Origin of the sequence: Pseudoalteromonas sp. SR41-4 (genome assembly GCF_014163985.1) — a bacterium.
Classification (GTDB): domain Bacteria; phylum Pseudomonadota; class Gammaproteobacteria; order Enterobacterales; family Alteromonadaceae; genus Pseudoalteromonas; species Pseudoalteromonas rhizosphaerae.
Genome location: NZ_JACJEI010000029.1, coordinates 35,149 through 61,051, shown reverse-complemented (window position 1 = coordinate 61,051; position 25,903 = coordinate 35,149). Strand labels below are relative to the sequence as shown.

26 protein-coding genes and 1 tRNA gene are annotated in these 25,903 nt (G+C 40.6%); 14 read left to right on the top strand and 13 right to left on the bottom strand.

Annotation, left to right across the window (positions count from 1 at the left end; genetic code table 11):
* Positions 1-80: 80 nt before the first annotated feature.
* Together H5180_RS18940 and H5180_RS18935 are read right to left on the bottom strand one after the other, a co-directional pair.
* The gene (locus tag H5180_RS18940) at positions 81-689 is read right to left on the bottom strand and encodes a paraquat-inducible protein A (protein ID WP_145238177.1); all 609 of its coding nucleotides are present in this window, start codon (positions 687-689) and stop codon (positions 81-83) included.
* Positions 690-736: 47 nt separating this feature from the next.
* Complete coding sequence (locus H5180_RS18935; protein ID WP_182732177.1) at positions 737-2,011, bottom strand: EAL and HDOD domain-containing protein; 1,275 nt, start codon at positions 2,009-2,011, stop codon at positions 737-739.
* 255 nt (positions 2,012-2,266) lie between these two features.
* Here H5180_RS18935 and H5180_RS18930 point away from each other — a divergent pair, with 255 nt between their 5' ends.
* Positions 2,267-2,833 (top strand): alkylphosphonate utilization protein, encoded by a 567-nt coding sequence (locus tag H5180_RS18930; RefSeq protein ID WP_145238171.1) that lies wholly within the window; start codon positions 2,267-2,269, stop codon positions 2,831-2,833.
* Between the two features lie 139 nt (positions 2,834-2,972).
* Complete coding sequence (locus H5180_RS18925; RefSeq protein ID WP_145238168.1) at positions 2,973-3,788, top strand: META domain-containing protein; 816 nt, start codon at positions 2,973-2,975, stop codon at positions 3,786-3,788.
* Between the two features lie 51 nt (positions 3,789-3,839).
* On the opposite strand, the gene H5180_RS18920 is transcribed toward H5180_RS18925, so the two are convergent.
* Entirely contained in the window at positions 3,840-4,679 is an 840-nt protein-coding gene (locus tag H5180_RS18920; RefSeq protein WP_182758822.1) for a 23S rRNA (adenine(2030)-N(6))-methyltransferase RlmJ, read from the bottom strand.
* Between the two features lie 234 nt (positions 4,680-4,913).
* Between H5180_RS18920 and zapB the strand changes: the two genes are divergently transcribed.
* The 9 genes from zapB (at position 4,914) to H5180_RS18875 (ending at position 12,289) form a co-directional block, all read left to right on the top strand.
* On the top strand, positions 4,914-5,144 hold the full coding sequence (zapB, locus tag H5180_RS18915; protein ID WP_145238165.1) for a cell division protein ZapB: 231 nt from the start codon (positions 4,914-4,916) through the stop codon (positions 5,142-5,144).
* Positions 5,144-5,443: a cell division protein ZapA gene (locus tag H5180_RS18910; protein WP_145238162.1), complete on the top strand. Its 300-nt coding sequence runs from the start codon at positions 5,144-5,146 to the stop codon at positions 5,441-5,443. The genes zapB and H5180_RS18910 overlap by 1 nt, the downstream gene beginning before the upstream one ends.
* A 107-nt stretch (positions 5,444-5,550) precedes the next feature.
* Positions 5,551-6,570 (top strand): MBL fold metallo-hydrolase, encoded by a 1,020-nt coding sequence (locus H5180_RS18905; protein ID WP_149980510.1) that lies wholly within the window; start codon positions 5,551-5,553, stop codon positions 6,568-6,570.
* Between the two features lie 54 nt (positions 6,571-6,624).
* Positions 6,625-8,115, top strand: a complete 1,491-nt coding sequence (locus H5180_RS18900) for a LysM peptidoglycan-binding domain-containing protein (protein WP_182758821.1) — start codon at positions 6,625-6,627, stop codon at positions 8,113-8,115.
* 76 nt (positions 8,116-8,191) lie between these two features.
* Positions 8,192-8,680 (top strand): peptidylprolyl isomerase, encoded by a 489-nt coding sequence (locus H5180_RS18895; protein WP_182758820.1) that lies wholly within the window; start codon positions 8,192-8,194, stop codon positions 8,678-8,680.
* A 9-nt stretch (positions 8,681-8,689) separates the two neighbouring features.
* Positions 8,690-9,418 carry an SDR family NAD(P)-dependent oxidoreductase gene (locus H5180_RS18890; protein ID WP_145238150.1) on the top strand — a complete coding sequence of 243 codons (729 nt, stop codon included), beginning with the start codon at positions 8,690-8,692 and terminating at the stop codon, positions 9,416-9,418.
* Positions 9,415-10,257 carry an amidohydrolase gene (locus H5180_RS18885; RefSeq protein WP_182758819.1) on the top strand — a complete coding sequence of 281 codons (843 nt, stop codon included), beginning with the start codon at positions 9,415-9,417 and terminating at the stop codon, positions 10,255-10,257. Before H5180_RS18890 ends, H5180_RS18885 begins: the two co-directional genes overlap by 4 nt.
* Before the next feature lie 48 nt (positions 10,258-10,305).
* Positions 10,306-11,877 (top strand): S41 family peptidase, encoded by a 1,572-nt coding sequence (locus H5180_RS18880; protein WP_182758818.1) that lies wholly within the window; start codon positions 10,306-10,308, stop codon positions 11,875-11,877.
* 31 nt (positions 11,878-11,908) lie between these two features.
* Entirely contained in the window at positions 11,909-12,289 is a 381-nt protein-coding gene (locus H5180_RS18875) for a hypothetical protein (RefSeq protein ID WP_145238140.1), read from the top strand.
* Between the two features lie 142 nt (positions 12,290-12,431).
* On the opposite strand, the gene H5180_RS18870 is transcribed toward H5180_RS18875, so the two are convergent.
* The 4 genes from H5180_RS18870 to H5180_RS18855 form a co-directional block, all read right to left on the bottom strand.
* Positions 12,432-13,607: a mandelate racemase/muconate lactonizing enzyme family protein gene (locus H5180_RS18870; RefSeq protein ID WP_064668182.1), complete on the bottom strand. Its 1,176-nt coding sequence runs from the start codon at positions 13,605-13,607 to the stop codon at positions 12,432-12,434.
* A gap of 28 nt (positions 13,608-13,635) precedes the next feature.
* Positions 13,636-14,403, bottom strand: a complete 768-nt coding sequence (locus H5180_RS18865) for a class II aldolase/adducin family protein (protein ID WP_145238137.1) — start codon at positions 14,401-14,403, stop codon at positions 13,636-13,638.
* A 160-nt stretch (positions 14,404-14,563) separates the two neighbouring features.
* Positions 14,564-14,887 carry a c-type cytochrome gene (locus H5180_RS18860; protein WP_145238134.1) on the bottom strand — a complete coding sequence of 108 codons (324 nt, stop codon included), beginning with the start codon at positions 14,885-14,887 and terminating at the stop codon, positions 14,564-14,566.
* Between the two features lie 142 nt (positions 14,888-15,029).
* Complete coding sequence (locus H5180_RS18855) at positions 15,030-15,569, bottom strand: DUF2058 domain-containing protein (protein ID WP_149980503.1); 540 nt, start codon at positions 15,567-15,569, stop codon at positions 15,030-15,032.
* A 485-nt stretch (positions 15,570-16,054) separates the two neighbouring features.
* Between H5180_RS18855 and H5180_RS18850 the strand changes: the two genes are divergently transcribed.
* Positions 16,055-17,197 carry an MFS transporter gene (locus H5180_RS18850; RefSeq protein WP_182758817.1) on the top strand — a complete coding sequence of 381 codons (1,143 nt, stop codon included), beginning with the start codon at positions 16,055-16,057 and terminating at the stop codon, positions 17,195-17,197.
* On the opposite strand, the gene H5180_RS18845 is transcribed toward H5180_RS18850, so the two are convergent.
* Positions 17,164-17,664, bottom strand: coding sequence for a prolyl-tRNA synthetase associated domain-containing protein (locus tag H5180_RS18845; RefSeq protein ID WP_145238125.1), 501 nt, complete (start codon positions 17,662-17,664; stop codon positions 17,164-17,166). The two genes, H5180_RS18850 and H5180_RS18845, sit on opposite strands and share 34 nt — an antisense overlap.
* Positions 17,665-18,054, bottom strand: a complete 390-nt coding sequence (locus H5180_RS18840) for a hypothetical protein (protein ID WP_145238122.1) — start codon at positions 18,052-18,054, stop codon at positions 17,665-17,667.
* 175 nt (positions 18,055-18,229) lie between these two features.
* Between H5180_RS18840 and H5180_RS18835 the strand changes: the two genes are divergently transcribed.
* Positions 18,230-18,305: transfer RNA gene (locus tag H5180_RS18835), tRNA-Ala, on the top strand.
* Between the two features lie 193 nt (positions 18,306-18,498).
* Here the strand turns inward: H5180_RS18835 and H5180_RS18830 are convergent.
* Together H5180_RS18830 and proB are read right to left on the bottom strand one after the other, a co-directional pair.
* A complete protein-coding gene (locus H5180_RS18830) occupies positions 18,499-19,746 on the bottom strand; it encodes a glutamate-5-semialdehyde dehydrogenase (protein ID WP_145238119.1) in 1,248 nt (415 codons plus the stop codon).
* Positions 19,743-20,849 (bottom strand): glutamate 5-kinase, encoded by a 1,107-nt coding sequence (gene proB, locus H5180_RS18825; RefSeq protein ID WP_145238116.1) that lies wholly within the window; start codon positions 20,847-20,849, stop codon positions 19,743-19,745. Before proB ends, H5180_RS18830 begins: the two co-directional genes overlap by 4 nt.
* Before the next feature lie 919 nt (positions 20,850-21,768).
* Between proB and H5180_RS18820 the strand changes: the two genes are divergently transcribed.
* A complete protein-coding gene (locus H5180_RS18820; RefSeq protein WP_145238113.1) occupies positions 21,769-23,631 on the top strand; it encodes a sodium:proton antiporter in 1,863 nt (620 codons plus the stop codon).
* A 66-nt stretch (positions 23,632-23,697) separates the two neighbouring features.
* Here H5180_RS18820 and H5180_RS18815 read toward each other — a convergent pair whose 3' ends face one another.
* Both H5180_RS18815 and H5180_RS18810 read right to left on the bottom strand, forming a co-directional pair.
* Positions 23,698-24,321 (bottom strand): tetratricopeptide repeat protein, encoded by a 624-nt coding sequence (locus tag H5180_RS18815; protein WP_145238110.1) that lies wholly within the window; start codon positions 24,319-24,321, stop codon positions 23,698-23,700.
* Between the two features lie 148 nt (positions 24,322-24,469).
* Complete coding sequence (locus H5180_RS18810; RefSeq protein ID WP_145238109.1) at positions 24,470-25,783, bottom strand: adenylosuccinate synthase; 1,314 nt, start codon at positions 25,781-25,783, stop codon at positions 24,470-24,472.
* Positions 25,784-25,903: the final 120 nt, after the last annotated feature.

The window sequence follows — 25,903 nt, the reverse complement described above, 5'->3', positions numbered from 1 at the left end:
AGGTTCTAGGTTCTAGGTTCTAGGTTCTAGGTTCTAGGTTCTAGCGAAGTTTATGATAACTATTTAGTTAACACAAACGTTTAACTATTTTTTGGCGTAACTTTAATTAAGCTGCTGGCGGCGATGGCAAATAAGCAATAACCGGTAAAGTACCAAAAACCTGTACCAAATTCGGCATGCATGTTGATCAATTCCCCCATCTGGCCATCGGCGTTACCAGCAAGGTAAGCCACAATCAAAGCAATGACAAAAACATCTACCATGCTCCATTTACTCAAGCCTTGTATAACTTGACCGAGTATATGCTTTAATTTGTTCATCGGTATTAAACAATAAACTAATTGCATCAACAGTTTTAAAGCTGGCACCACAATTGAAAACAATGCTACCAATGCTGCGACTAGGTAATTTTTATTATTGGCAAGTTCGTTAACCGTGCCCCAAATGCTCCGTGTTTTTTTATAAGCACTAATTTCACCTTCGAGTTTATCAAGGCCCAACATGCTCGACGCCATCATTAACATATTGCGGGTATGACGGTCACCTTCATCAGCAATCATAGCAATGCCTGTTTTGGCGAGCTTTGATTTATCAATTTTCCCCTCAAGGGTTAGCACAGGCTGAGTAACGCCAGGTAATAACAACGCCAGAGCAATTAAAATAGTCGTGATCGGCAGTAATAAACGCATAGTCGTCTTTTAAAGTATATTGATAATGGCGCATCATACTCAAGGTATTAAGTATCTTCAATAATTGAGGCTAAAACCTCATCGCCGTATTGCCGTGCTACGAGCATGGCATTATAAATGACATCGATGGGAGAAGCTGGCCGAATGGTTTCTAACAATTTAACTGCTAATGGCCAATTATCTTCCTCTACCGCGCGAGCTAACTGCAAAGTAGCACCTAACATACCGTTAAAGTTAAGCAGTGCACTCGATAAATCATCGCCTAAACAAAACTCTTTTGCGATAACATCCAGTTCCATATTTAAAATAGCATCGAGCACTGACATCAAGCCAACTAAGTAACCACGCTGAGACATTTCCTTACCGCCAGGCTCTAGCATTAACTGCATGAAATGCGCACGAGTTAACCCCAACTTAGTTAGTTCACTAGGTTTATCAACCCCTAGTTCACTAAGGGCCAACACTCTTACAAATTGGCGAATTGCATCTTCACCTAAATAAATAACCGCTTGTGAAATAGAGGTGATCACTAAATTTTGGTTACCAGAGCGTGCATTCACTAATTTAAGAATACGAGCAGTTAAACCGACGTCTTTAGCTACCCGCTGGTGGACTTCATCAAAATCGAGATCTGGGCGCGACGTACAGCGCAGCAAATCAAAAACAGCAAATTTAGATGGCTCAACATTATGGTAGCTGAGCATTTCTGGACGCGCGAAAAAGAAGCCTTGAAAGTAATCGCAGCCGGCACTTTTTAGCAACATAAATTGTTCGTGCGTTTCAATTCGTTCAACTATGATTTTTACATCAGGAAAACGGCGTTTAAGCTTTTTTAACAGCATATTGGTTTTAATGATGGGCTCTTCAACTTCAAGCTTTATATAATCAACTAAATGTAATAATGGCTCCCATTTTTCATCTCCATCATAATCATCGAGAGCAAAAGTATAGCCATCTTTTTTTAGAGCCGTAACTCGACTGGTCACTTTATCAATGTTGTCGGCTCGTTCAACGATTTCTATTACTGCGCTATCTGGTTGCAATAATTTAGGGAAATCATCTAACAGGGCATCTGAAGATAGGTTTATAAAAGCGCGTTGGTTCGCAGTAAGTTTATTTATACCAATAAGCATTAAAGCGTTAAAAAACAGCCGCCCAGTAGCCTGACCATCTGTTGTGCCAATAGGGAATGCGTTATTTATCGAATCTCGATACAGTAATTCGTATGCATAAATGCCTGTTTCAGCATCAAAAATAGGCTGCCTGGCAATGTATTGTGTAACAAGTTTTGGCACCTCGGCGGTTATCTGCGTATTAAGCATATTATTTCCTGCTAATAACTATAGTGACTCTTGCCAGCTAAATTGTTGTTATTTTATGTACTCAGTATAGTAAGGTTTTTGCGCCTTGCCTAAACTTGTAAGTAATAATGCTCCTTTTATTGAATGTCTGCAAACCATCTGTAAAGTCAAAGTTTTCACTATACCCACACTAAAATAATGGATAAGTTCTAATTTGACTGATGATTGAGTATAATAAGGGCTTACTTTTCTGTTAACCCCCAAAAGAGCCTTGATATGAGCATTGAACAAGCCTTAGTTGAACGCAGTAATAACCAATGTGAGCTATGTACTGCAACTGAAAACCTTTCTGTATACGAAGTGCCACCTGTCACTGAAGCTCATTCAGATAAATGTATTTATACTTGCCAAACGTGTAAAGACCAAGTTGAAGGCACCACTGATATTACCCCTACTCATTGGCATTGTTTAAACGATAGCATGTGGAGCCAAACACCTGCGGTACAAGTGGTGGCGTACCGTATGCTAACCCGTTTAGCTGCTGATAATGGCTGGGCACAAGATGCGCTAGACATGATCTATCTTGAAGAAGATACGTTAGCATGGGCTAAAAAAGTACTTGCTGAAAATGATGATATTAAACATGTTGATAGCAACGGCGTGGTACTGCAAGCCGGCGATACAGTCACACTTATTAAAGATTTAGATGTTAAGGGCAGTAGCTTAACGGCTAAACGTGGTACTGCTGTGCGTAATATCGGCTTAACCAGCAACCCTGAACATATTGAAGGACGTGTTGACGGTCAGCGCATTGTTATTTTGACCAAGTTTGTGAAGAAGTAAATATCTCTCTGCCTACAAAAAGGTGCATTTATGCGCCTTTTTTTGTTCCTAAATATAATTAAGCTATGATTAAGTAATCGCGCTGTAAACTACCCATAGATTAAAAATCAACCGATTCATTTATTTCAAGGAATAAACCATGCTATCGAACAAACCTTATTCAGTTTTAAAATCGATTGCCAGCATTAGTTTATTGGCCAGCAGTGCAATGGTACTTAACGGGTGCAAGAGCCTACCTGATCCACAAACTAAACAAACCACTGAAGATGCAGCCATGGCCACTTTAACAACTCAAGTTAGCTACCTTGATCGCAGCATGTTAGGTCCTGGCTCACAACTCACAGTGACTTTAGCTGATGTGTCAAAGATGGATACTGAAGCAGAAATAATTAGTCAACAAACTATTGATATCAATGGCGCACCACCTTATACGGTAGAGCTTAGCTACGACGCGAGCAAAATGGATCAACGTCATCGCTATAGCGTAATTGCACGTATCACTAATCAAGATCAGTTATTGTACGTTAGTACTACACATAACAATCCATTTGAGCAATCACAACAAGCACCTTATGAAGTAGTCGTGTCTAAAGTTGCGCCGCAAAAGCCTAATGTCGATTTAGTAAATACGTATTTTAAAGCTGTTACTATAAATGGCGTGCAAGTCACTGTTGAAACAAAAGAACCCTTTATTCAATTTAGTAAAGATAACAAAAGCCATGGCTTTTTAGGCTGCAATAATTTTGCTGGTAGTTATCAAGTAGATCAACAAGCACTGACATTCAGCCCGCAAGCTAGTACTAGAAAAATGTGCTCTCAAGGTATGGAACAAGAAACTGCAATGTCTGGCGTACTAGAAAATACTGCGACGTGGAATATTAATGGTGAATCACTCACCTTAAAAGATAAGCAAGGTAAAGTACTGGCAACCTTTAAAGCCGTGTATTTTAATTAACTCTAATCACTCTCTGTAATTAAACGCCCAGTGAACTGGGCGTTTCAATGTTTATTCGGCAACTAATTGCTCGCTGCGATAAAAGCCTGATGAATCGCTTAATAAGTTAACTAGTTCAGGTAATACCTTATCCATAGTTTGTTTTAACTTCCACGGTGGATTAATCACTATCATCCCCGATGCAGTCATGCCATGCACGTCAGTATCGGCTTCAGTCGCCAATTCAAATAACTGAATATTACGCATACCTGAAGCAATCAATTCCTCTTCCATACGCTCAATTCTTTCTCTGTCGACCACCGGATACCAAATCATGTAAGTGCCAGTAGCAAAGCGTTGATAAGCCTTCGTTAATGTTTTTACCACAGTGTCGTAATCGTCTTTAATTTCATAAGGTGGATCAATGAGTACACATGCTCTGCGCGAAGCGGGGGGTAATAACCCCACTAGACCCGTAAAGCCATCCTCGCCGCGGACACGAATTGAGCGCTTACCGCTCATGTTTTCTTGTAGTAATGCCAAATCTCGCGGATGTAGCTCAAAAAACCAACCTTTGTCTTGGCGACGCAAGAAATGCTCAGCAATTTTCGGCGAGCCCGGATAAAAAGCTAATTGTTCTGTGTCATTAAATGATTTAATTAAATCAATATAATCATTTAGTTCCTGATGCTCACTGTGATGTTGATAAAGCTTAGCAATGCCATTTAGGTATTCTTGCGTTTTTTGTGCATCAGCACTGGCTAATTCAAAAAAGCCAGCTCCTGAGTGAGTATCGATATAGTCCAATGGCTTATCTTTGAGCGTCTGGTAACTTAATACCTGAGCTAATACCAAATGTTTAACGACATCGGCTGGGTTTCCAGCATGAAATGAGTGTCTGTAACTGAGCATAATATAATTTCGCTTAAATAAACTCATTGAAGTTAGTTATATTCTACAACATAAAACGCCAAGGGTCATAAATTGCTGGCCATTAAGTGAACCACTTATGAACAAATTAGTCGCTAGCCTGAACAGCTTATTAACATTAAATAAAAATCAGTCAAAACACACGTAAATGCTGGCATATAAAGCAACTTTGCTTTACATTTGCATGACAATAATCACAGTTTTATGAGCGCCTTTATGAATAACGATACCCTTTCTCAACTAGAACAATTGATCGACCAATTAATTAGCCAAAATTCTCAGCTACAAACTCAGGTTAGCGAGCTTAAAGATAAAAATAGTAAGCTAATCGATGAAAATGAAATTCTTCAACTTGAAGTACTTGAAAGTGAAGAAAAACAAAAAGACACCAGCACAACTTTAACGGGTTTACTTGAGAAGCTACAAAGCGCCCAACAGGCTAACTAATGTCTGAGCTGCAAAACCAGCGAGTCACAGTTGAGTTGCTTGGTAAAGAGCAGCAATTTGCTTGCCCAGCTGGGCAAGAGGATGCACTCATTGCATCAGCCAAATACTTAAATGATTTGGTTGATAAAATGAAGCAGCGCTCAACAGTGCGCAATGATCAAAAAGCCTTATTAATGGCGGCCTTGAATATTAGCCATGAGTTACTCGAAGCAAAAACACAGCAAAGCGTTACCCAACAGCAGCAGGATCAACTCATCGATAAGCTCAGTGCTTACTTAGGGCAATCGTCAGCCGAATAAAAAAAGCGCACTCGCGCTTTTTTTATTATCTCGCGGATTCCAGTATCAATTAAAAACAAAATCAGCTAACTTGCCTATTTTATTTTCTCTATTTTGGCAATACGGTTATGACTCACCCTTTTTATATCCCCACTCAGTTAACTGCACTTTTATTGCTAAGCTTTAGTCTTGTTGCACCCCGCTCTGCTGTTGCAGCAACACAGTGGCAAACAATCTCCCCTAACGTACAATTTTTAGAGCAGCAACGAGCCCTACGCTTTTATGACTCAAACCAAGTGCTCATTGAAGGTGATAAATGCGCGCTAATGTTTGATGCCAGTGGCGACTTTGCCGCTGTTGAAGCAACCGTTAAGCAACTAAAAAGCACCTTAAAAACCCCTTTGTGTTACTTAGTTGCTAGTCACTTCCACGACGACCATTTACTGGGCATGGCTATTTTGCAGCATCATTTCCCTGATGCTCAATTAATTGTCCATCAACAACTTGCTACTGAATTTAGTCAACTCCAACAAACCTATACTAATAAACTTGATAGTTATGAAAAAAGTATAGAATTGAGTTTACAGCGTTTAGCCCAGCAGCCCGAAGCGCAACAACAGCACTGGCAAAACAAACTCAACTTAGCTAAGCAGCGATTATTACGATGGCGCCAATATCAACTACAACCACCACAAACTTACGTTGTTGATAGCTTAACCATTGAACTTGGCAACTACCCGGTCACTATTAACGCACACCAAGCCCATACTAATGGTGATTTAACTCTCAGCGCCGAAAATCATCGCATTTTAGTCGGTGCTGATGTGGTTGATTGGCTACCTTATCCCGGCCATGGTAATTTTAATAACTGGTTGCAAATACTCACGCAACTTCACTCAGATCAGCGCATCAAGATAATCCTTCCTGGCCACGGAAGCGTACTAAAACGAGACGATTTACAGCAACCATTAAACTTTTTGCACGCGATACAACAGCATGTAACAAACTACCCAGAGCAAGATTTAGTGCAATTACAGCAAAGCTTTAATCAGCAGTTTGCGAAAGACTACCAAGTTGATGAGATAGCACGAAAAGCTTACCCGTTGTTTCTAGAGGCTGGACTTAAACGAGTTAAACAGTCAAAATAGCGCTCGCACACGGATGTGCTAGACTTTTAAAAGGATATTAATTTAGTGATTTTTATGCGCTGTTACCTCTTTGCCCTGTTTGTGACTTTAATCTTACTATCTGGTTGCCAAACAACTGAACCGCATTCAGCGCCAAATGATACTATGCAAACTCCGGTTATTTTTAATCACGTTAAACCGTCATCGAATAACTCGGCACAGCCCACAGATGCCAAGCATAAAAAACAAAAAATAACATTAACAGCTTCTGCAAAACAAGCCACTAGATCACCTCAAGCGCACACTCGTAATGAAGATTTATGGCAACATATAGCCAACAATTTAACCATTAACATATACTTAAACAAAGCACTAAATAAACGGATTCTCTGGTATACCAAGCAACCCAAATACTTACAGATTGTCAGTGCCCGGGCTGCGCCTTATCTTTATCATATTGTTAGTAAAATAGAACAACGTAAGTTACCCATGGAATTAGCCTTATTGCCCTTTGTGGAAAGTGATTTTCGTCCGACTGTTAGCTCATCAGAACAAGCTGTTGGGGTATGGCAATTAGTCGGTGCGACGGCTCATCATTTCGGCATAAAATCAGATCAATGGTATGACGGGCGCAAAGATGTTCTCGCTTCAACAGATGCAGCTTTGGCCTATTTAGAGTATTTACATAAGCGCTTTGATGGCGACTGGCTACATGCATTAGCGGCTTATAATAGTGGCGAAGGACGTGTAAAGCGCGCCATCGCAGAAAATAAAAAGCGCGGCAAAAGCACTGATTACTGGTCGTTGAAATTACCCAAAGAAACCTCTGAATACGTGCCAAAGCTAATGGCATTAAGCTACTTAATACAAAACCCTCAGCACGGACTATACCGCCCTAAACTTGCCAACAAAGCCCTTACAACTGAGCTTAACGTTGGCCAGCAATTTGATTTTTCGGTGATTGCCAATTTATCTGGTATTGGTCGCAGCCAACTACACAAACTCAACCCTGGCTATTTAAAAAACCAAAGCTCACCTAATGGTCCCCATACTTTATTACTACCACTGCAACAGCAAAGCTTATTAAGCAGCCAGTTCTTTAAAAATAATTTCACTGGCGAATATACAGTGAAAAAAAATGATACTTTGTACTCGATTGCTCGTCGTTTTGGATTATCAGTTAACAAACTAAAAGCGATGAATAACAAAACCTCTAATTTAATTGGTATTGGTGAAGCATTGATGGTTGGCCAACCTCGCACCATGCCAGACTCGTTAACTATCAATTATAAAATCAGTCCTTACCTTGAACAAACTGAAATAGCGATCCCCACTATCGCTATTCAATATCAGGTAAAGCCTGGTGATACTATCTGGGGAATTAGCCAACTTTATGATGTGCCGCATAGTGATTTAGCCCGGTGGAATAAACTTAGTGCCTCGAGTATTTTAACGCCTGGCACGCAGCTGGTGCTACATTTGCCGCAAGCAACAAAGGCCGTGTCACAATTGCATGACGAAGGTTTACTTTCAGAGCTTGCAAGAACCTTAAAGCAACCACACTAACCGAACCAGTAGTTTATAATCCGGCTTATTTAGCGTAAAATTAGCTTTTCATTACAGTTAAATTAAAGAGATCGGCATGCAAATTAGCAAAAACTCGGCAGTTGAATTTCACTACACATTAAGTGAAGCGGGCGAGCAACTAGAAACAAGTACTGGCAGTGAGCCGCTAACCTATATTCATGGTTTGGAAGGTATGCTTCCAGGTCTTGAAACGGCTCTTGAAGGCAAGGCTGCTGGCGATAGCTTCAGCGTGACACTTACACCGAGTGAATCTTACGGTGAACGTGTTGATGATCTTATTCAACGTATTCCTCTTAAACACCTTCAAGGTGACACTAAAATATGGAAGCCAGGTATGACAGCAATGGTTAGCTCTAATCAAGGCCGTCATCAAGTAACGATCGTGAAAGTAGGTCGTTTCAATGCTGATTGTGATTTAAACCACCCATTTGCAGGCAAAACTCTAACGTTTGATGTGCAAGTACTTAGCGTACGTGAAGCAACCAGCGAAGAAGTATCACACGGCCATGTCCATAGCGAAGGCGGTTGTGGTCACAACCACTAAGGAAATTACATGTCAAAGGTTGCTATCGTTACAGGCGGCAGTAAAGGTATAGGTCTTGCTGTTGTAAAGCGTTTTCTAAATAATGGTTACCAAGTACATAACCTTGATCTAGAACCTGCAAATTTAGGCACTTGGCACCACTGCGATGTGAGTGATGTTAGCGCAGTAAAAACGGTTATTGCAAAAATTGCCAGTAATGGCAAATGTATAGATGTGTTGGTATCGAATGCCGGCCGTCATCTAAGCGCGACAATTGAAGACACTGACGAAGCAACCTTCGATAGCTTGTTTGCACTTAATGTAAAAGGTGCCTACGCGGCAATTCAAAGCGTGTTACCAAGCATGAAAGCGCAACAAAATGGGGCAATTATTTTAATTGCCTCAGATCAAGCCATCATAGCTAAAAACAACTCGTTTGCGTATAACCTGACCAAACATGCGTTAGCCTCAATGGCAAAAACCACCGCATTGGATTATGCCCAGTTTAATATTCGCACCAATGCAGTGTGCCCAGGCACCATAGAAACACCGCTTTTTCATAATGCTATCGACGCATATTGTGCTCGTAGTGGCGCCGACAAAGCCACTATAGTTGCCGAAGAAGGCGCATTACAGCCACTCGGACGATTAGGCCAAGCTGATGAAGTCGCAGCATTGGTTACGTTTTTAGCCAGTGATGATGCCAGCTTTATTACCGGCAGTTTGCAAACCATTGACGGTGGTTACACCGCGCAATGAGTGAACGTATTATTGACCCCCACGTACACTTTTTTAATTTAGTCCAAGGGCAATATGATTGGCTACAAGGTAACAACCCTGTGCCTTGGCCAAATTTAGATACGATTAAAGCGCCCATAAGTGTTAAGCAATTACAGCATATAAGTCAGTTTGAAATTGCTGGCCTAGTACACATTGAAGCAGGCTTTGATAACCAGCACCCCATCAATGAACTGCACTGGCTAGCTGAGCACTTAAGTGGCCACAATTATAAAGCTATCAGCTTTGCCAATATTAACAGTCATCCCGACGATTTTAATAATGCAATTACCGCTTTATCACACCCAAGCTTAGTGGGCATTAGAGATATCACCGAAGGCGCTGATGCCATGCGCTTAAGCGATGCTACATGCCATGATAACTTAGCGCTATTAGCCAGTAAGCAGCTGATATTTGAAGCTCAATTTGAAGTTGAAAAGCTTACAATTACCCAACAGCTAATCAACTACTGCCAACAACTTCAGCATTTACAATTAATAATAAACCATGCGGGTTTACCTAATAATCTGTCAATTTGGCAGCATGGGATCAGCCAATTAGCGCAACTACCTAACTGCTGGATTAAATTTTCAGGCTTTGAGCTACTCACTGCGCAGATGCAAGCTCAGCAACAGCAGTGTTTTAACTTTATCCTGCAGCACTTTGGCCAGCACCGCGTTATGTTTGCTAGTAATTTCCCTGTATGTCAAATCAACGCGAGTTATCAACAGCGTTGGTCAAACCATTTTGAGCTTTGTAACACTCATAATTTATGGCAAAAACTCAGCTACAAAAATGCTCAGCACTGCTACCAAGTTTAATAAAAAACCGCTATATTGAGTTATATTGTATAAAAACAGAGCATCATCATGGCTATCTCTTCTATTCAAAAGCTCACTATTGGGTTTTTCAATGTTTCTTTTCTAGCGTTTCTTTCTGGCTGTGGTGGCGGTAGTACAATGACCGACAACAACAGCAATGGTGGTGGCGACACTGGTAGCAGTATCAATTGGACGCAAGGTGTATTTCAGCCCTCTAGTAACTTTTATCAACAATGCCAAGTATTAAACGAAAAGCACTGGCTGCGATCATGGAGTAACGAAACCTATCTTTGGTATGACGAAATTATCGATCGTGATCCAGCGCTGACCCCTGCTGTAAGTGAATATTTTAAATTACTAAAAACCGAGCAAATTACCGAGTCAGGCGCAAACAAAGATAACTTTCACTCCAGTCTGCCGACCGCACAATGGAGAGCCCAAAGCCAATCAGGGGTAACCTTCGGCTATGGTTTTAACGTTAAATTAATAAGCCCTACAGCACCACGCCAAGGTGTGATCAGCTATACAGAACCTAACTCACCTGCAAGTGCGCAAAATCTTGCCCGCGGCTTTGAGATTTTAGAAATCGATGGTGTTGATTTTATCAATGCCAATACGCAAGCTGAAGTAGATACCCTCAACGCAGGTTTATATCCAACTAAAGTTGGTAAAAGCACCAGCTTTGTATTCAAAGATATAAATACCGATGAAACCCGCGAAGTTATTTTAAACTCGCAAACGATTACTTCTAGGCCAGTCACAAACGTGAAGACCTTAGCTGATGGCACTGTTGGTTACTTTCAATTTAATAGCCACAATGCAATTGCTGAAAAACCGCTTTATGATGCCTTTAATAATCTCAAAGCAAGTAATGTCACTGACCTAATTATTGATATTCGTTACAATGGCGGTGGTTTTTTACAAATGGCTAGTCAAGTTTCTTATATGATCGCAGGCCCCGCGAACACCAACGGTAAAATTTTCGAAAAAACCATTTTTAACGATCAACACCCAACATTTAATCCAGTAACAGGACAACGCTTAAAACCCGTCATGTTTACCAATGAGTTTGTTGGTTTTGCTGATAACCCTGCTCTAGTTGTTGGCACGCCATTACCAACCTTAAATTTAGAACGCGTGTACTTGTTAACTACCGCCAGCACTTGCTCTGCCAGCGAAGCGATAATAAATGGCTTACGCGGTGCAGATATTGAGGTAATTCAAATTGGCTCTGGTACCTGCGGTAAACCATACGGTTTTTATCCCACCGATAACTGCGATACGACTTACTTTAGCATTCAATTTACTGGCGAAAACAATAAAGGTTTTGGTGAATATTCAGATGGTTTTGCGCCGCAAAACACCACTGATAATGCCCGCTTACCAGTACGCATAGCCGGTTGCGCCGTTGCTGATGACTTTAGCCACCAGTTAGGCGACCCTGAAGAAGCGGTACTAAAAGCCGCGTTGGGTTATCGTGATAATGGTAGTTGTCCAGCAGCCAGTTCAATAGCCAGTAAGCAAGGTTTTGCACCTGCACGCTTTGGTGACACCCCAGCAGTATTAGATACGCGGGCTGGATCTCTTGCTGAGCAAAATAAAATACTGCCTTCGCATTAAGCGTTAGCATTAAACTCAAGGCAGAATTGTTATGCTAAAAGAATGTTCATCATCAATACTAACCGCGCTCTTGATCTGCGGCTGCTCTGTACAAAGTGAAAAACCAACACCAAAATTACAGCATGCATTACTAACAGAGCCACAAGGCGAACTGATTGCTCAAGGAATTGCTCGCCTAATGCGCTCAGAGAAGATTGCAGTAGCTAATGATGTGTTTATGAAGCGCAGCTTGATGGTCGTTGATAACGTCACTAAAACCGACGAACTTGGCAACCCTATTATGGGTAAACAGCTAAACATGCCAGACCGTTTTGAATTACTGATAAAAAACAACCTATGCTTTGTACGTCATCTCGATAGCAAAGCCACCGAGCCGCTACCGGATGTACAATGTAAGGTGAATGATATCTAGGTGCTAGGTGCTAGGTGCTAGGAAAATTTTAACGCTTTGAATTAGTAAGAAATAGTTTTAAATTTGCAAAGGTCAAAGTAGATAAACTTAATGAATAGCGAGCAGGAATTAGCTCGCTATTCATAGCTCGTAGCCTATGATTTTATTTGATCTCAACACGCTGAGAGCGCATCACTATTTCGTCGTTAAGTTCAATACCAATACCCGGCTCTTCAGACACTTCAAAGAAACCATTTTTAGGCTGTGGATCTTGCAAGCATAACTCACGGTTCCACTTTTTAATTGCATAAGTGTGATGCTCATGAATTAAGAAATTTGGAATAGCCGTTTCTAAATGTAATGATGCTGCGGTTGCAACGGGGCCGCCACAGACGTGAGCCTGAATACGCACATCAAAAATATCAGCGTAATCACACACTTTTTTAGTTTCAGTAAAACCACCACATAAACCGATATCTGGCTGTAATACATTAATACTTTGATCTTCTAAGTAAGGGCGCACACCCCAACGATTATATAAACGCTCGCCACCGGCAATTGGCACTGATACTTTATCTGCCACTTTGGCATGTAACGAATGATTTAAGTAGTTAACTGGTTCTTCATAAAACATACAGTCAAATTCTTTAGCGATTTCACCGATTTGAATAGCAGAGGTAACACCCGGTAAACTGTGGCATTCAAAAATGATATCGACTTCATCACCAACAGCTTCACGAATTGCCTGCATACGGGCGCGATATAGCTTCATTTCAGCACGTGAAATAATGTTAGTGCGGTCGTAATAGGTATTGCCGTCTTTATCATATTGGATCGGATCAACTTTAACGGCATCGTAGCCTTCAGCCACTGCTTTTAACGCCGCTTCTGCGTATTCTTGTGGATGTACCAGAGCTTTAAACTCAGTGTCCCAGTCAAACTGTAATTGCGAAGCATAAGTACGCAGCTTGTCGTTAACTTTACCGCCTAACAACTGATACACAGGTAAACCTAATGCTTTACCCTTAATGTCCCATAAAGCGGTGTCTATCGCGCTCATTGCTGCATAGACTACTGGGCCCCCACCTAAACCCCAAAAGCTTTCACGCAACATACGCGACCATAACTTTTCGGTTTGAAATGGGTCATGACCAATTAAGAAAGCATCAGCCATTTCTTTGATCATAGCAGCGGCAGCACTGTGTCCTAAATCATAAGCAAGGCCAGCTTCGCCAACCCCGCTAATACCTTCGTCAGTATGAATACGGACAAATACAGGAGTCCAAGCAGGTCTGTCTGGACAGTGGATATCAAAAACTTCAACGCGATTAACTTTCATGACAATTCCTTATTAACCAAGGCTTAGGTTATTTTGCAAAACTAGGATCAAGACGATGGGCCTTACGTAACATCGCAGGCCAAGCTAATTGCCCACCGGTACTTCCGCTGTGCACTACATTCGCTTGATTATAAATATTATCGATTATGGCTTGAGGTACTGGTGTAACAGCTTGGCCACTGGCTTGTAAAGCCAGCTGTATTTCACAAGCACGCTGTAAATCATAAAAACGCATAAATGCATCACCCACCGTTGGCCCCACAGTTAAACCACCATGGTTTACTAACAACATATGATTAGTATTAGCGAGATCATCTTGTAAACGTTTTTTCTCATCGCTATTAACTGCTAAGCCTTCATAGCCGTGATAAGACAATGACGGCAGTGAAAACATTGAATACTGACTAAGTGGCAGCAGACCATTTTGCTGCGTGGCAACGGCAATCGTTTCTTTAGTATGTAAGTGAATAACACAATGAGCGTCATCACGCACTTCGTGAATCGCGCTGTGAATCGTAAAACCAGCAGGGTTGATTGCAAATGGCGTGTCATCCAAAATATTTCCGGCCAAGTCCACTTTGACTAGGTTAGAAGCTGTTACTTCATCAAATGTGAGGCCAAACGCATTCACTAAATAATGGTCAGTCCCCGGCAAACGCGCCGATAAATGTGTGTAAATCAAATCACCCCAACGAAAATGCTCAACCAACCGATAACAGGCGGCTAAATCAACTCGTAACTGCCATTCTTGTGCAGAGACTTTATTTTTTAAATCAAGTTGTGGTAAATCAAACATTATGGGGCCTTATTTAAACACGTTAAAAGCAAAACACGATATAGATGGATAGAAGTCTAAAGTAGTGTGCGTGGATGATCAATATTTAAAACAAAACAGCCACACCAAATTGGTGTGGCTGTTTTCTGTGAGCCCAGTGATAACTCACACTCAGCAAAAATTATTTTACGTTTGCTAAGTAATCGGCAATAGCGACCATTTCTTCTTCAGTAACAGTCGCAACCATCGCTTTCATCGCTGCAGTCATGCCATTGTTGCGCGCACCTGATTTAATGTCTTTCATTTGCGCCACTAAGTAGTCTTTATTCTGACCATTTAGTTTAGGATACATTGCCATGATCGGTGCCTTACCTTCAGGGCCATGACATGTTTGGCACATTTTTGCTGTATAAAGCGCAGCACCATCGGCAGCCATGCTGTTAAATGACATACTAGCAACCATAGAGAGGCTTGCACCTAAGAGTAATTTTGTTATCTTGCTCATTGTATTTTCTCTTCTTTTTGACGGTTTATAAAAATTATTAGCTTAATTGTAGACCATAATAATGGATCTTTGTACATCACATATGTACGTAATTTATACACCAAGTAGATCACCAAACACGCTGTTCAAGTCATCTCTTAGGCTACCACACTAAATCATCTGGTACTTCAAAATCAGCGTATGGGTCATCAGCATCTTTGCCTTTGTCTTCAGGCTCTACATGAAACACGATGTACTTTTCATCAACTTCTGCCACTTTACGGGCTGGCTCATCTTCAAGTACAAAAAACTGCCCTTCCAATACACAAATTGCCAGTCGGCCACCTGACAAGGCTTTTTGCGTTTGTTCATTTACGTCGAGCTCTTTGACTTTATTTTCGTAAGTAAAATTGAAAGTCCGCTCACCACGAATCGAATCTTGATTATGATGTTCTAATATCTGCTTTACGCGGGCAACTTGCTCACGTTGCTTTAACTCACCTTGGCGAGCTTGATTTAATTCTTCTGCTTTTTTCTGCTGTTCTAACTTTGTTTGCTGAATATGCTTTTGCAGATCACTAGGGTTACTGGTCGCCCCTTTTTTTGGCTTTTTTTGTTGCTTACGCTTTTCACTTTTAGCAACTTTAGCTTTATGTGATGTGGTTAATCCTGCTTGTAGCAATTGGTCTTGTAATGAACCCATAGCTTTGTTCCATTAAAAACTGATATTAGCTTTATTTTATACCCAAACCACCTCAAGATGCGAGTTTCAGTTGGAATTAAAAGCGATTTAGGCAAGGCATTGATTGCAAGTAATAGTGGGTCTATTGCTAAAATCAATAACGCAGTATAAATCGCTTTTAAACCAACCCGTTGGGCGTTTCACAGGAACTTACTCTCAGCGTTGTTACTTCTTAAAAGGGACTGCCATTCTTGCAAAGTAACGCCTTGATATTAAGCCCCTGTGAAACGCTGAATTCTGCATCTTGAGGTGGCTTGGGTATAATCACCAATTAAAACAAATCATAGTGCTGTGACCATTAATCTAGCAAAGTGTTGTGATTGAAAACCTGATTTAGCGCAATAAATACTTATTTCTAGAATAAAAGTAACCACTTAAAGAACGCGTTGAGGTTGAATTTAATATCAATCAGGTTAAGCTGTGGTTTTTGTAGTAGGGCCAATAAAATGCGTTTCGGTCATTTATTAGTTTGCTCGCTGTTTATCTTTTTCGTGCTCTATGCACCGCAGCCATTATTAAGTTTATTTGCAGAGCAATTTTCAGTTAGTCCTGCAACCGCAGGTAGCTTGATGACGGCAACTATGCTCCCTTTGGCGATTGCTCCTTTGGTATACGGCTTATTACTAGCTAAACGTAACCCTTTAACAATTCTTCGCTACGCGATGCTAGTACTAGCTGTTACCTGTGTTGCTTTTGCCTACGCTCCCAGTTTTAAGTTATTACTGTTACTACGATTTTTACAAGGTTTAACCTTGCCTGCCGCACTCACAGCAATGACCACTTACATAGGCAGCACTTATCAAGCTGATAGTTTGCAAAAGAATATGACCTTCTATATTGGTAGTACAATTGCTGGGGGTTACTTTGGCCGAGTGTTAGCGGCTATTTTTGCTGATTTATGGACTTGGCAAAGCTTCTATTTTGTTATTGCCGCAGGTTTAATTAGCTTTGCATTGAGTATTCCACGTAATCAAACAGCCATTGTTAACAGCACTCTTTCCCCATTAAATTATTTAAAACAGCTCGCGAATGCTGCGGTATTAAAATTATATGGTGCGGTGTTTTGTATGTTTTTTTGCTTTGCTGCGTTATTAAATTATTTACCGTTCATTTTACAAGACACTTTTTTAATTACTAATACCCGTGATATTGGCTTAGTTTATAGCGGTTACTTGATTGGCGCCCTCGCCTCTATTGCGACTCCTTGGTTATTAAAAAAGAGTATTTCACCGTGGCATTTATTGTCTGCTATATTTGCTTTTTACAGCACTACACTAGTATTTTTGATGAGCTCACAATTAGTGATTTTTTTACTGGCATTCACTGGTTTTTGCGGCGCGATGTTTATTATTCATTCAACCGCAGCGCCGCTGGTTAATAAAATAAGCAGTGCACCACCGAGTGTCACTAATGGTGCTTATGTGTCGTTTTATTATAGTGGCGGGGCTTTAGGCTCTTTTGTACCTGGCTTGGTATATCAACAACTTGGCCATATCGCATTTATGGCCTCGTTATTATCAGTCTGTATATGCGGATTAATTTTAGTAAGTTCGGCTTATCTAGCGGGTAAAAAAACCACTTTAGGTTGATGCCCTGTGGTGGCAAAAAAAGCGTCTAAATCGGCTTTTTTTAATAACCATGTTTGGGTGTTCTCAAATGGATGACAATGAAATAGATCACCAAACCATATGTCTTGGTCAAGCCATAAAGTGACATCATTTTGCTTATCATTCATCAGAGCAAGCATAGATACACATCCAGGTGCGACTTTTAAAAAGCGTGCTAAGCGCTCATCAGAGGCAAACCCTAAGCGTGACAAGCCTTGATATTTAGCCAGTGATTTTAAGTCTAACTGCTTGTCATGTGCGGTGATCACCAAAAAATGCTTTTTACCTTCGTTATCACGCAAAAATAAGTTTTTTAATCGCGTTCCGGGCCGTTCCACCATTAATTCATCTGCAGCAAGACTACTATGTAATGCAGGGTGTTCGATAACGTCATAATTGATATTTAAATGCGCTAACAGCGCCGCTAATTTACTTTTATCCGCTAACATTTATAAACAACGCCCCATCAAGCGTACACTTAAATCTCGCCACAATACTTCATTTATCTCATATTTATCGTTGCGACAATATTTTTTGTCATGCAACTCTTGTTTTAATAAGTGCACGGCTTGATCTTCTAATTCTAATTTTAAGCTATTTGATTCTTCAAAATATTCTTGCTCTGCAAAGTTTTTAAATTGCTGGCGTGTCAGTGGTCGATCTAAGTTTAAATTTGCGCGACTATTGGCTTTAACCGATACCACATAAGCAAAAATCTTATTACCTTGCTCATCTAATTTAGTGTGTAACTGTTTATTATTAATTTCAAAAGGCGGCTCATCACTTTGGCTAGCACAACCACAGAGTAAAACGAGTAACATCAACGCGTATTTTTTCATTATTAGTATCATTCCTGTTATCCAGTGACCGTTAGTCTACCAAAAATTCATTGTTTGCGTAAAAATTCAAAAAATATATAAATAATACTTGACCAAATTTAGAAATCTCATTAAAGTTCGTCCCGCTTGAAACGGAACCTCAAGTAGGTTACGAAATTCGTAACTTTAGGAATGTGGGGCTATAGCTCAGCTGGGAGAGCGCCTGCCTTGCACGCAGGAGGTCAGCAGTTCGATCCTGCTTAGCTCCACCACTTTCCTACTCTTCAATTTTTATCACTATGCCTCTCATGCCAAATTCAATTTTTAAATCTTTGTCATTTTAATCAAAAAACTGTTTATTTTATGTTAGTTATTTTTTAGCTATCAGTTGTGCGCTGCATGGTATTTACGATCAAAAATGCCGAGCATAAACTCGGCATTTTAATTTGGTTATTCGACCACCAATTATTCGCGAATTTGACCTACACCATTGACGAGGTATTTCTCCGTCGTTAATGATTCTAAGCCCATTGGACCGTAAGCGTGTAGTTTTGACGTTGCGATACCAATCTCTGCACCTAAACCTAACTGTGAACCATCAGAGAAGCGTGATGAGGTATTAACCATCACTACTGAGGCATCAACACTGCGCTGGAACAATTCAGCCGCGGCTTGGTTTTTAGTGCAAATAACTTCCGTATGGTTTGAACCAAATTGCGCAATATGCTCAATTGCACCAGCAAAATCCGGTACTACACGAATCGCGATTTCTAAATCTAAATATTCTTCGCCAAATTCCTCTGGCGCAAGCACTGTTGCATCATCAAAATATTGTGCGGCTTGGCTATCTGCATTTATTTTTACACCTTCTTGGCGTAATACAACAGCACATAAATTTAAAAACTCATCGGCAACATCCTGATGAACGACAAGTCCTTCTAATGCATTACATACGCCAGTACGCTGAGTTTTACCGTTCAGTAGCAAGTTAATCGCCACTTCTAAGTCAGCGTCTTTATCCACGTATAAATGACATACACCTTTAAAATGCTGGATCACAGGAATTGTACTGTTATCTGTTACAAAGTTAATTAGCCCTTCGCCGCCGCGTGGAATAATTAAGTCAATGCTGTCACGTTGCTGCATCAATTCCATTAATAATCCGCGGTCTGGATCTGGAATAACGGAGATTAACGCTGCCGGTAAATTATGCTGCTCTAATACTTGATGCATAACACTAGCAATTGCTTGCGAGCTTTTAAGCGCCTCTTTACCACCACGTAAAATAACCCCATTACCTGATTTGAAGCATAACGCTCCAGCATCAGCGGTTACATTTGGACGCGCTTCATAAATCATACATACCACACCAAGTGGTACGCGCATTTTACGAATTTTAATCCCGTTAGGACGTTCAGTAATATCGCGTAATTGACCCACCGGATCATCAAGGCTTACTATCACTTCAATGCCTTCAGCCATCGCTTCAATACGTTCGTCATTAAGCGTTAAACGGTCAATCATAGCGGCTGCTAGATTGTTATCACGGGCTGCGGCTAAATCACTTTCGTTTTCTTTAATAATAAATGCTTTTTGTTGGCGTAATGCTGCAGCCATATCCAGTAGCACCTGATTTTTAGTCTCGGTATCGAGTAAGGCTAACTGATGTGCCGCTTTTGCTGCCTGACGTGAAATATCTGTAATTAAACTCATGACTTCTCCAATAATGCGATATCTTTCTCTGAAATAACGGGACCAATCGAATCTTGCATCTTGTCGCTAAATTCGCTTTGTTCGTTATCAGCTATAAAATTCAATAAACAACTACTGTAATTTGCAGTTGCTTTGGCTAATCGAGTGCCGTCGCTGCTACGTACCAAAATGGTATCGCCAATTGCAAACTCACCATGCACTGCGACAATTTCATCGCCACGGATACAGCCAGTTTCACCTTCTAAAGATTCATCGTATGAACCTGCGACAACGACTTCACCTTGCTCACTTGCAGTATGAGTCATCCAGTGAACAGCTTCTTGCATCGGTTTTTCGTATGGTAAGAAAATAGTACCTGGGTTCTCACCTTCCAGCAGTTTTGTAAATGTCTGCTCTTTAAAACCATTAATTATATAAGTAGTAATACCATGTGAAGTCGCTTTTTCAGCTGCTTCAATTTTAGTTTTCATACCACCTGTACCAACCGCACTGGTAGCAGATCCTGCCATAGCATAGATTGATTCATCAATTGATTTAATTTCAGGCAGTAATATTGCATCATCGTGCAGATTAGGGTTTTTATCATAAAGCCCATCCACATCTGAAAAAATCATCAATGCATCAGCATCAGCTGCTGCAGCGACCATTGCCGATAAGTTATCATTATCACCGACTTTTAAATCATCAGTTGTCACCGTATCATTTTCATTCATGATTGGCAGCACACCATGATCCAACAAAGTGAAAACAGTTTCTCTAATACTCTCATAACGCTCACGGTCACGTAAGTCACCATGAGTTAATAAAATCTGCGCCGATGGGAAATCAAAAAAGCGGTCCCACATAGCCATCATTTCGGTTTGCCCTGCTGCTGCCATGGCTTTTTTCATTGCCACAGTGCGCTCTTGTGTCTTCGGAAATAAATGCGCGCCAGCGGCAACTGAGCCTGACGAAACTAAAATAACTTCAATTCCTTGACTACGACAACGAACAATAAACTGAGCGATGGTTAATAAATAGCGTGAGCGACAACCATCTTGATCAGGTGCAATCAATGCGCTACCTACTTTTAATACGATACGTCGCCAATTTAACTTTTGCATAAATGTTCAACTTTCCATTTTAACTGTGACTTACCCTAGTTTGGATAAATCTGAAAACAACCACCTAGTGTTTACCTAGGTTACGAGTTAACAATTTGCACTTGCTTTTGCTCACTTTCTTTAGCCATCACTTTTTAATACTCAGCCGGAAACGCTCACTTAGTTAATTAACAAAGTGCGTTAGATATAGCATAACTTTGGCTCAATCATTAAGACTGAACAGTTATAAAGTAAATAAAAAGTGTTGTTTATGCATCGCTGTAAAAAGCTGTGTGAAGCTTTTTTATTAACAACATACATAGAGCCTCTAAAGTCTGGTACACCAACAGATAGGGTGATGACTCAAGGACCGAGATTTGCTCACCACGATGGGTGTCAAATATTGAGTAAGTAACAGTTCAACTCAAACAATATGAATCACAATAAAATGTAATTTATGTTCAAATTAACTAATTACTAAAAATGAGTAAAATTGTACAAACTGCATTCAAAACAATTAACAAATTGATTTTTAAGCATATAAATATAGTGACCTCAATCTAAGTTGTTGTAATTTAAAGCAACTTAAAAATAACTATATGTATTCGCTTAGACCTAACAAGTAACTAATTAGATGACTAATTGTTTGAACACTAACTATATTACGCTACTTTTAGCCTAAAGATCAAGACTATATTTTATTCACTCGGCTTACTATTGCAGCTAATAAATTTTAAAGTCTATAAGATTCAGTTAGTTAAACAGAGTTTAATTTGTTTCAAATATTTCAAAACCAATAAATTATCATTTCTTCTACAAATAAGTTCGTAAACAGCTAAAATTCTATTAGGAAAAATTAACATACACGTGTATACCCCTGTATTATAAGTATCGAAAGGTTTACTCCTAACTGTTGTAATAAATAAGGAATACTTCATCTATGTCAGCTATTTATATCGCAGGGATCGCTCTATGTTCGGTTCTCGCCCAATGGATAGCATGGGGTTTTCGTGTCCCAGCTATTTTATTTTTGTTACTTACAGGCCTATTGCTTGGCCCTGCTACGGGTTTACTTGATCCAGATGCACTGCTTGGTGATTTACTCTTTCCTGTGGTCTCGCTCAGTGTTGCGGTGATCTTATTTGAAGGTTCTTTAACTCTACACTTTCGAGAACTCAAAGGTATTGGCAAGGTAGTCCGTAACTTGTGCTCTATTGGCATGATTACGACTTGTATAGTGATAAGCCTAAGTGCCTATTGGATTTTAGAACTCAACTGGCGTGTAGCAGCGGTGCTCGGTGCGGTATTGGTTGTTACTGGCCCAACAGTTATTGCACCGCTATTAAACTCAATGCGGCCAACCCAAGACATTGATCGCATACTACGCTGGGAGGGCATTGTTATTGACCCAATTGGTGCTTTATTTGCGGTTTTAGTATTTGAAGCGGTAATGCTAGTTGGTCAAGGTGAAGTGTTTATCCATACCGTAATCGCCTTGTTTAAAACCTTAGGAGTCGGTTTATCTATTGGTGTGGTCGCAGGTTGGCTTACAACGTTACTGATCCGCCGCGAATGGCTACCATTTGAATTACATAAATTCGGCATCTTAGCTCTGGTACTTATTAGCTTTACAGTCTCAAATCATTTGAGCCATGAGTCAGGTCTATTAGCGGTTACTGTATTTGGTATTTGGTTAGCGAACCAAGACGATTTAGAAATTGATTCTGTTTTAGAGTTTAAAGAAGATCTGTCTATGATCTTAATTTCAACCTTATTCATTTTGCTTGCTGCGCGTTTAGAATTAGCTGATTTAATGATGCTTGATGCCGATGTGTTTATCTTTTTGGCTATCGTATTATTTATCGCTCGCCCATTGTGTATTGCGATCTCCACTTTCGGCACTGAGCTACCAATTAAATCTCGCTTAGTACTCGCGTGGATTGCTCCGCGCGGTATTGTCGCAGCAGCGGTAGGCTCTGTTTTTGCTATTAGTATGATGGAAGCTGGTGTTGCTGACGCCGAGAAAATGGTGCCACTGATTTTTACCGTTATCATTATCACAGTAGTTCTGCAAAGCTTAACTGCGATTCCGATTGCGAAGCTATTAGGTGTTCGTCAGCCTTCACCTAATACTATTTTGATCATTGGTGCAAACCATGTCGCTCGTGCCATTGCTTGTGGGCTAAAAGAGCAAAATATTCAAGTACACTTATCAGATCCAGCTTGGGAAAACTGCCGCATGGCACGTATGGATGGGCTGCCTTGTTATTATGGTAACCCGCAATCAGAACATGCTGAACGTTACTTACCCCTGACAACTCTACGCAGCGTAATGGCGCTTTCGCCAAACCGCCATCATAACGCGCTAGGCGTGCAGTATTTTTCACATTTATTGAATGAAAAGAACGTCTTTTCATTGCGTTCTTCTACCTCTCACGCCAAAGCAAACAAAGACAGCGCGACGTTTCTATCTCGGCAAATTTTGTTTGGTGACAGCGGCTCTTATGCACGTTTAAGTAGCTTAATTGCCAAAGGCGGCAAGGTCAGTGTAACGCGAATTTCTGAAGAGTTTAACTGGGGCAAATACCAAGAGATGAACAGCGATGCAATTCCGTTATTCATCCTCAATGGTGACAAAGACAGTGATGATGATAGCCCTATCAAACTGCGTCCGTTTACTATTAATATGGAAAAACCGCCGCAAGAAGGTGAACGTGTCGTCGCGATGCTGCCACCAAAAATGTCGGTATTGAAAGATCCTAATAATGGCAAAAACAAAGAACCGAAAGAAATAAAAGAGTAAAACGAAAAGGGCTAGGTATCACACCTAGCCCTTTTACTTTCAACTTGCTAACTGATCAGCTCATACCTACATCGGCAAGCGTGCTCGCGCGACAACACTATCGGGCATTTTTTGCGCCAATTGGGCTAGCGAGCGTTCAATCTTTTTATGGGTTGCTTTATCTGCAACCATACTATGAAATAACCAACGATATGCGTCTTCGTAATCACGTGGACTGCCATAGCCTTGATTAAATAAATTAACTAACCGCAATTGTGCTTTTAAATTACCTTGTGATGAAGCTTCACGTAGGTAAGTCACAGCAAGCGCTTTATCCTTTTGCACCAATCGACCCGTGTCATAGTATCGCCCGAGTTGCTCTAATGCCGCCGCTAAGCCTTGCTGCGCTGCTTGACGCATATAATACACACCAAGCTCTACATTACGATCAACACACACCGCATACGCCAGCATATCGCCATATAAAAATTGATAAGAAGGCAGTGCCATTTTATTGGCTCGTGCTTCGATATCTTGTACTAACTGACAGTCATCTGCTTTTACTCGTGCAAGGTGTGTATTACTATTGATCAAAGCGAGCAGCTCAGTTTCTGTATATAGTGGCACGGCAGCTATGGTCTCTTCAGACTTAGCGTGGCTTGCCAGTAAAAACGATAACGGCACTAATGATAAACAAGTTAACAAACGCATTTAGGTCACTTTAAATTAAAAACCATCTTGCTAAAGTTTATACAAAGATCGTTCCATAATGAAATTTATAAATAGCTTATTTATTATAAACACTATCCCCAGACACAAAAAAAGCTGCACAAGGCAGCTTTTTTAGTACTATTAGTAATTATGCAAACGGACTGCGTAATACCATAGTTTCTACACGGTCAGGACCTGTAGAAATAATATCAACAGGTACACCGGTGATTTCTTCAATGCGTTTGATGTAATCAAGTGCCGCTTTTGGTAGCTGCTCAACAGTAGTAGCACCCACTGTATTTTCAGTCCAACCAGGCATCTCTTCATAAACTGGCGTTACTTTATCATAACCTTCAGCAGCAAGTGGCGTCACATTAGTGATAGTGCCATCTTCTAACTGATAACCAGTACAGATTTTTAGTGTTTCTAGACCATCTAACACGTCTAGTTTAGTTAAACAAAAACCTGAGATAGAGTTAATTTGTACTGCACGGCGCATAGCCACAGCATCTAACCAACCAGTACGACGTAAGCGACCAGTCGTTGCACCAAACTCATGACCTACGGTACCTAAGTGCTTACCAACTGGGTCTTGTTTTTCTAAACCGTCGTAAAGCTCGGTAGGGAAAGGACCAGAACCAACACGCGTGGTGTAAGCTTTGATAATACCTAGTACATAATCAAGATTTAACGGACCAAAACCAGCACCTGTAGCAACGCCACCAGCAGTAGTATTTGAAGACGTTACATATGGGTAAGTACCGTGATCGATATCAAGTAATGTACCTTGCGCGCCTTCAAACAAGATGTTGTCGCCCGCTAGACGCGTTTGATCAAGTAACTCAGTTACGTCAACAACCATTGCTTTAAGGATATCTGCAACAGCCATTGCATCATCAAACGTCTGTTGGAAATCTACCGCATCTACTTTGTAATAATTTACTAAAGTGAAGTTATGGTATTCCAATACTTCTTTAAGCTTCGCAGCGAATAATTCAGGGTTGAATAAGTCACCGATACGCAAACCACGACGGGCTACTTTATCTTCATAAGCAGGACCTATGCCGCGACCTGTTGTACCAATCGCTTTATTACCACGTGCTTTTTCACGAGCTACATCTAATGCGATGTGGAAAGGCAAAATAAGCGGACATGCTTCACTGATCAATAAACGTTCACGTACTGGTACGCCACGTTCTTCAAGCATGCCAATCTCTTTCATTAGCGCTTCTGGTGAAACAACAACACCATTACCAATCACACACTTAACATTGTCACGTAATACACCCGATGGAATAAGGTGTAAAACTGTCTTTTCACCTTCGATTACCAGTGTATGACCAGCGTTATGGCCACCTTGGTAACGAACTACTAAAGATGCTTTGTCTGTAAGGAGGTCAACTACCTTACCCTTACCTTCGTCACCCCATTGGGTGCCTAATACAACAACGTTTTTACCCATTGTAAATTCACTTAGAAAAAATTAGGACGAGATTTTACCAGATAATGAGGGGAAAGATCACCCCCGTTTAGGTTATTTTTTCTGCGCAGTCGTACAACGACCTTTGCAATAAAAATTAAC

Bases quoted from the DNA above. Each gene is read 5' to 3' on its own strand.
- H5180_RS18935 (WP_182732177.1), bottom strand. From the start codon at position 2,011: ATGCTTAATACGCAGATAACCGCCGAGGTGCCAAAACTTGTTACACAA.
- H5180_RS18875 (WP_145238140.1), top strand. From the start codon at position 11,909: ATGCTAAAAGAATGTTCATCATCAATACTAACCGCGCTCTTGATCTGC.
- H5180_RS18895 (WP_182758820.1), top strand. From the start codon at position 8,192: ATGCAAATTAGCAAAAACTCGGCAGTTGAATTTCACTACACATTAAGT.
- H5180_RS18905 (WP_149980510.1), top strand. From the start codon at position 5,551: ATGACTCACCCTTTTTATATCCCCACTCAGTTAACTGCACTTTTATTG.
- H5180_RS18845 (WP_145238125.1), bottom strand. From the start codon at position 17,664: ATGTTAGCGGATAAAAGTAAATTAGCGGCGCTGTTAGCGCATTTAAAT.
- H5180_RS18810 (WP_145238109.1), bottom strand. From the start codon at position 25,783: ATGGGTAAAAACGTTGTTGTATTAGGCACCCAATGGGGTGACGAAGGT.
- H5180_RS18870 (WP_064668182.1), bottom strand. From the start codon at position 13,607: ATGAAAGTTAATCGCGTTGAAGTTTTTGATATCCACTGTCCAGACAGA.
- H5180_RS18880 (WP_182758818.1), top strand. From the start codon at position 10,306: ATGGCTATCTCTTCTATTCAAAAGCTCACTATTGGGTTTTTCAATGTT.
- H5180_RS18855 (WP_149980503.1), bottom strand. From the start codon at position 15,569: ATGGGTTCATTACAAGACCAATTGCTACAAGCAGGATTAACCACATCA.
- H5180_RS18940 (WP_145238177.1), bottom strand. From the start codon at position 689: ATGCGTTTATTACTGCCGATCACGACTATTTTAATTGCTCTGGCGTTG.
- H5180_RS18815 (WP_145238110.1), bottom strand. From the start codon at position 24,321: ATGCGTTTGTTAACTTGTTTATCATTAGTGCCGTTATCGTTTTTACTG.
- H5180_RS18920 (WP_182758822.1), bottom strand. From the start codon at position 4,679: ATGCTCAGTTACAGACACTCATTTCATGCTGGAAACCCAGCCGATGTC.
- H5180_RS18820 (WP_145238113.1), top strand. From the start codon at position 21,769: ATGTCAGCTATTTATATCGCAGGGATCGCTCTATGTTCGGTTCTCGCC.
- zapB (WP_145238165.1), top strand. From the start codon at position 4,914: ATGAATAACGATACCCTTTCTCAACTAGAACAATTGATCGACCAATTA.
- H5180_RS18865 (WP_145238137.1), bottom strand. From the start codon at position 14,403: ATGTTTGATTTACCACAACTTGATTTAAAAAATAAAGTCTCTGCACAA.
- H5180_RS18890 (WP_145238150.1), top strand. From the start codon at position 8,690: ATGTCAAAGGTTGCTATCGTTACAGGCGGCAGTAAAGGTATAGGTCTT.
- H5180_RS18910 (WP_145238162.1), top strand. From the start codon at position 5,144: ATGTCTGAGCTGCAAAACCAGCGAGTCACAGTTGAGTTGCTTGGTAAA.
- H5180_RS18830 (WP_145238119.1), bottom strand. From the start codon at position 19,746: ATGAGTTTAATTACAGATATTTCACGTCAGGCAGCAAAAGCGGCACAT.
- H5180_RS18850 (WP_182758817.1), top strand. From the start codon at position 16,055: ATGCGTTTCGGTCATTTATTAGTTTGCTCGCTGTTTATCTTTTTCGTG.
- H5180_RS18900 (WP_182758821.1), top strand. From the start codon at position 6,625: ATGCGCTGTTACCTCTTTGCCCTGTTTGTGACTTTAATCTTACTATCT.
- H5180_RS18840 (WP_145238122.1), bottom strand. From the start codon at position 18,054: ATGAAAAAATACGCGTTGATGTTACTCGTTTTACTCTGTGGTTGTGCT.
- proB (WP_145238116.1), bottom strand. From the start codon at position 20,849: ATGCAAAAGTTAAATTGGCGACGTATCGTATTAAAAGTAGGTAGCGCA.
- H5180_RS18885 (WP_182758819.1), top strand. From the start codon at position 9,415: ATGAGTGAACGTATTATTGACCCCCACGTACACTTTTTTAATTTAGTC.
- H5180_RS18860 (WP_145238134.1), bottom strand. From the start codon at position 14,887: ATGAGCAAGATAACAAAATTACTCTTAGGTGCAAGCCTCTCTATGGTT.
- H5180_RS18925 (WP_145238168.1), top strand. From the start codon at position 2,973: ATGCTATCGAACAAACCTTATTCAGTTTTAAAATCGATTGCCAGCATT.
- H5180_RS18930 (WP_145238171.1), top strand. From the start codon at position 2,267: ATGAGCATTGAACAAGCCTTAGTTGAACGCAGTAATAACCAATGTGAG.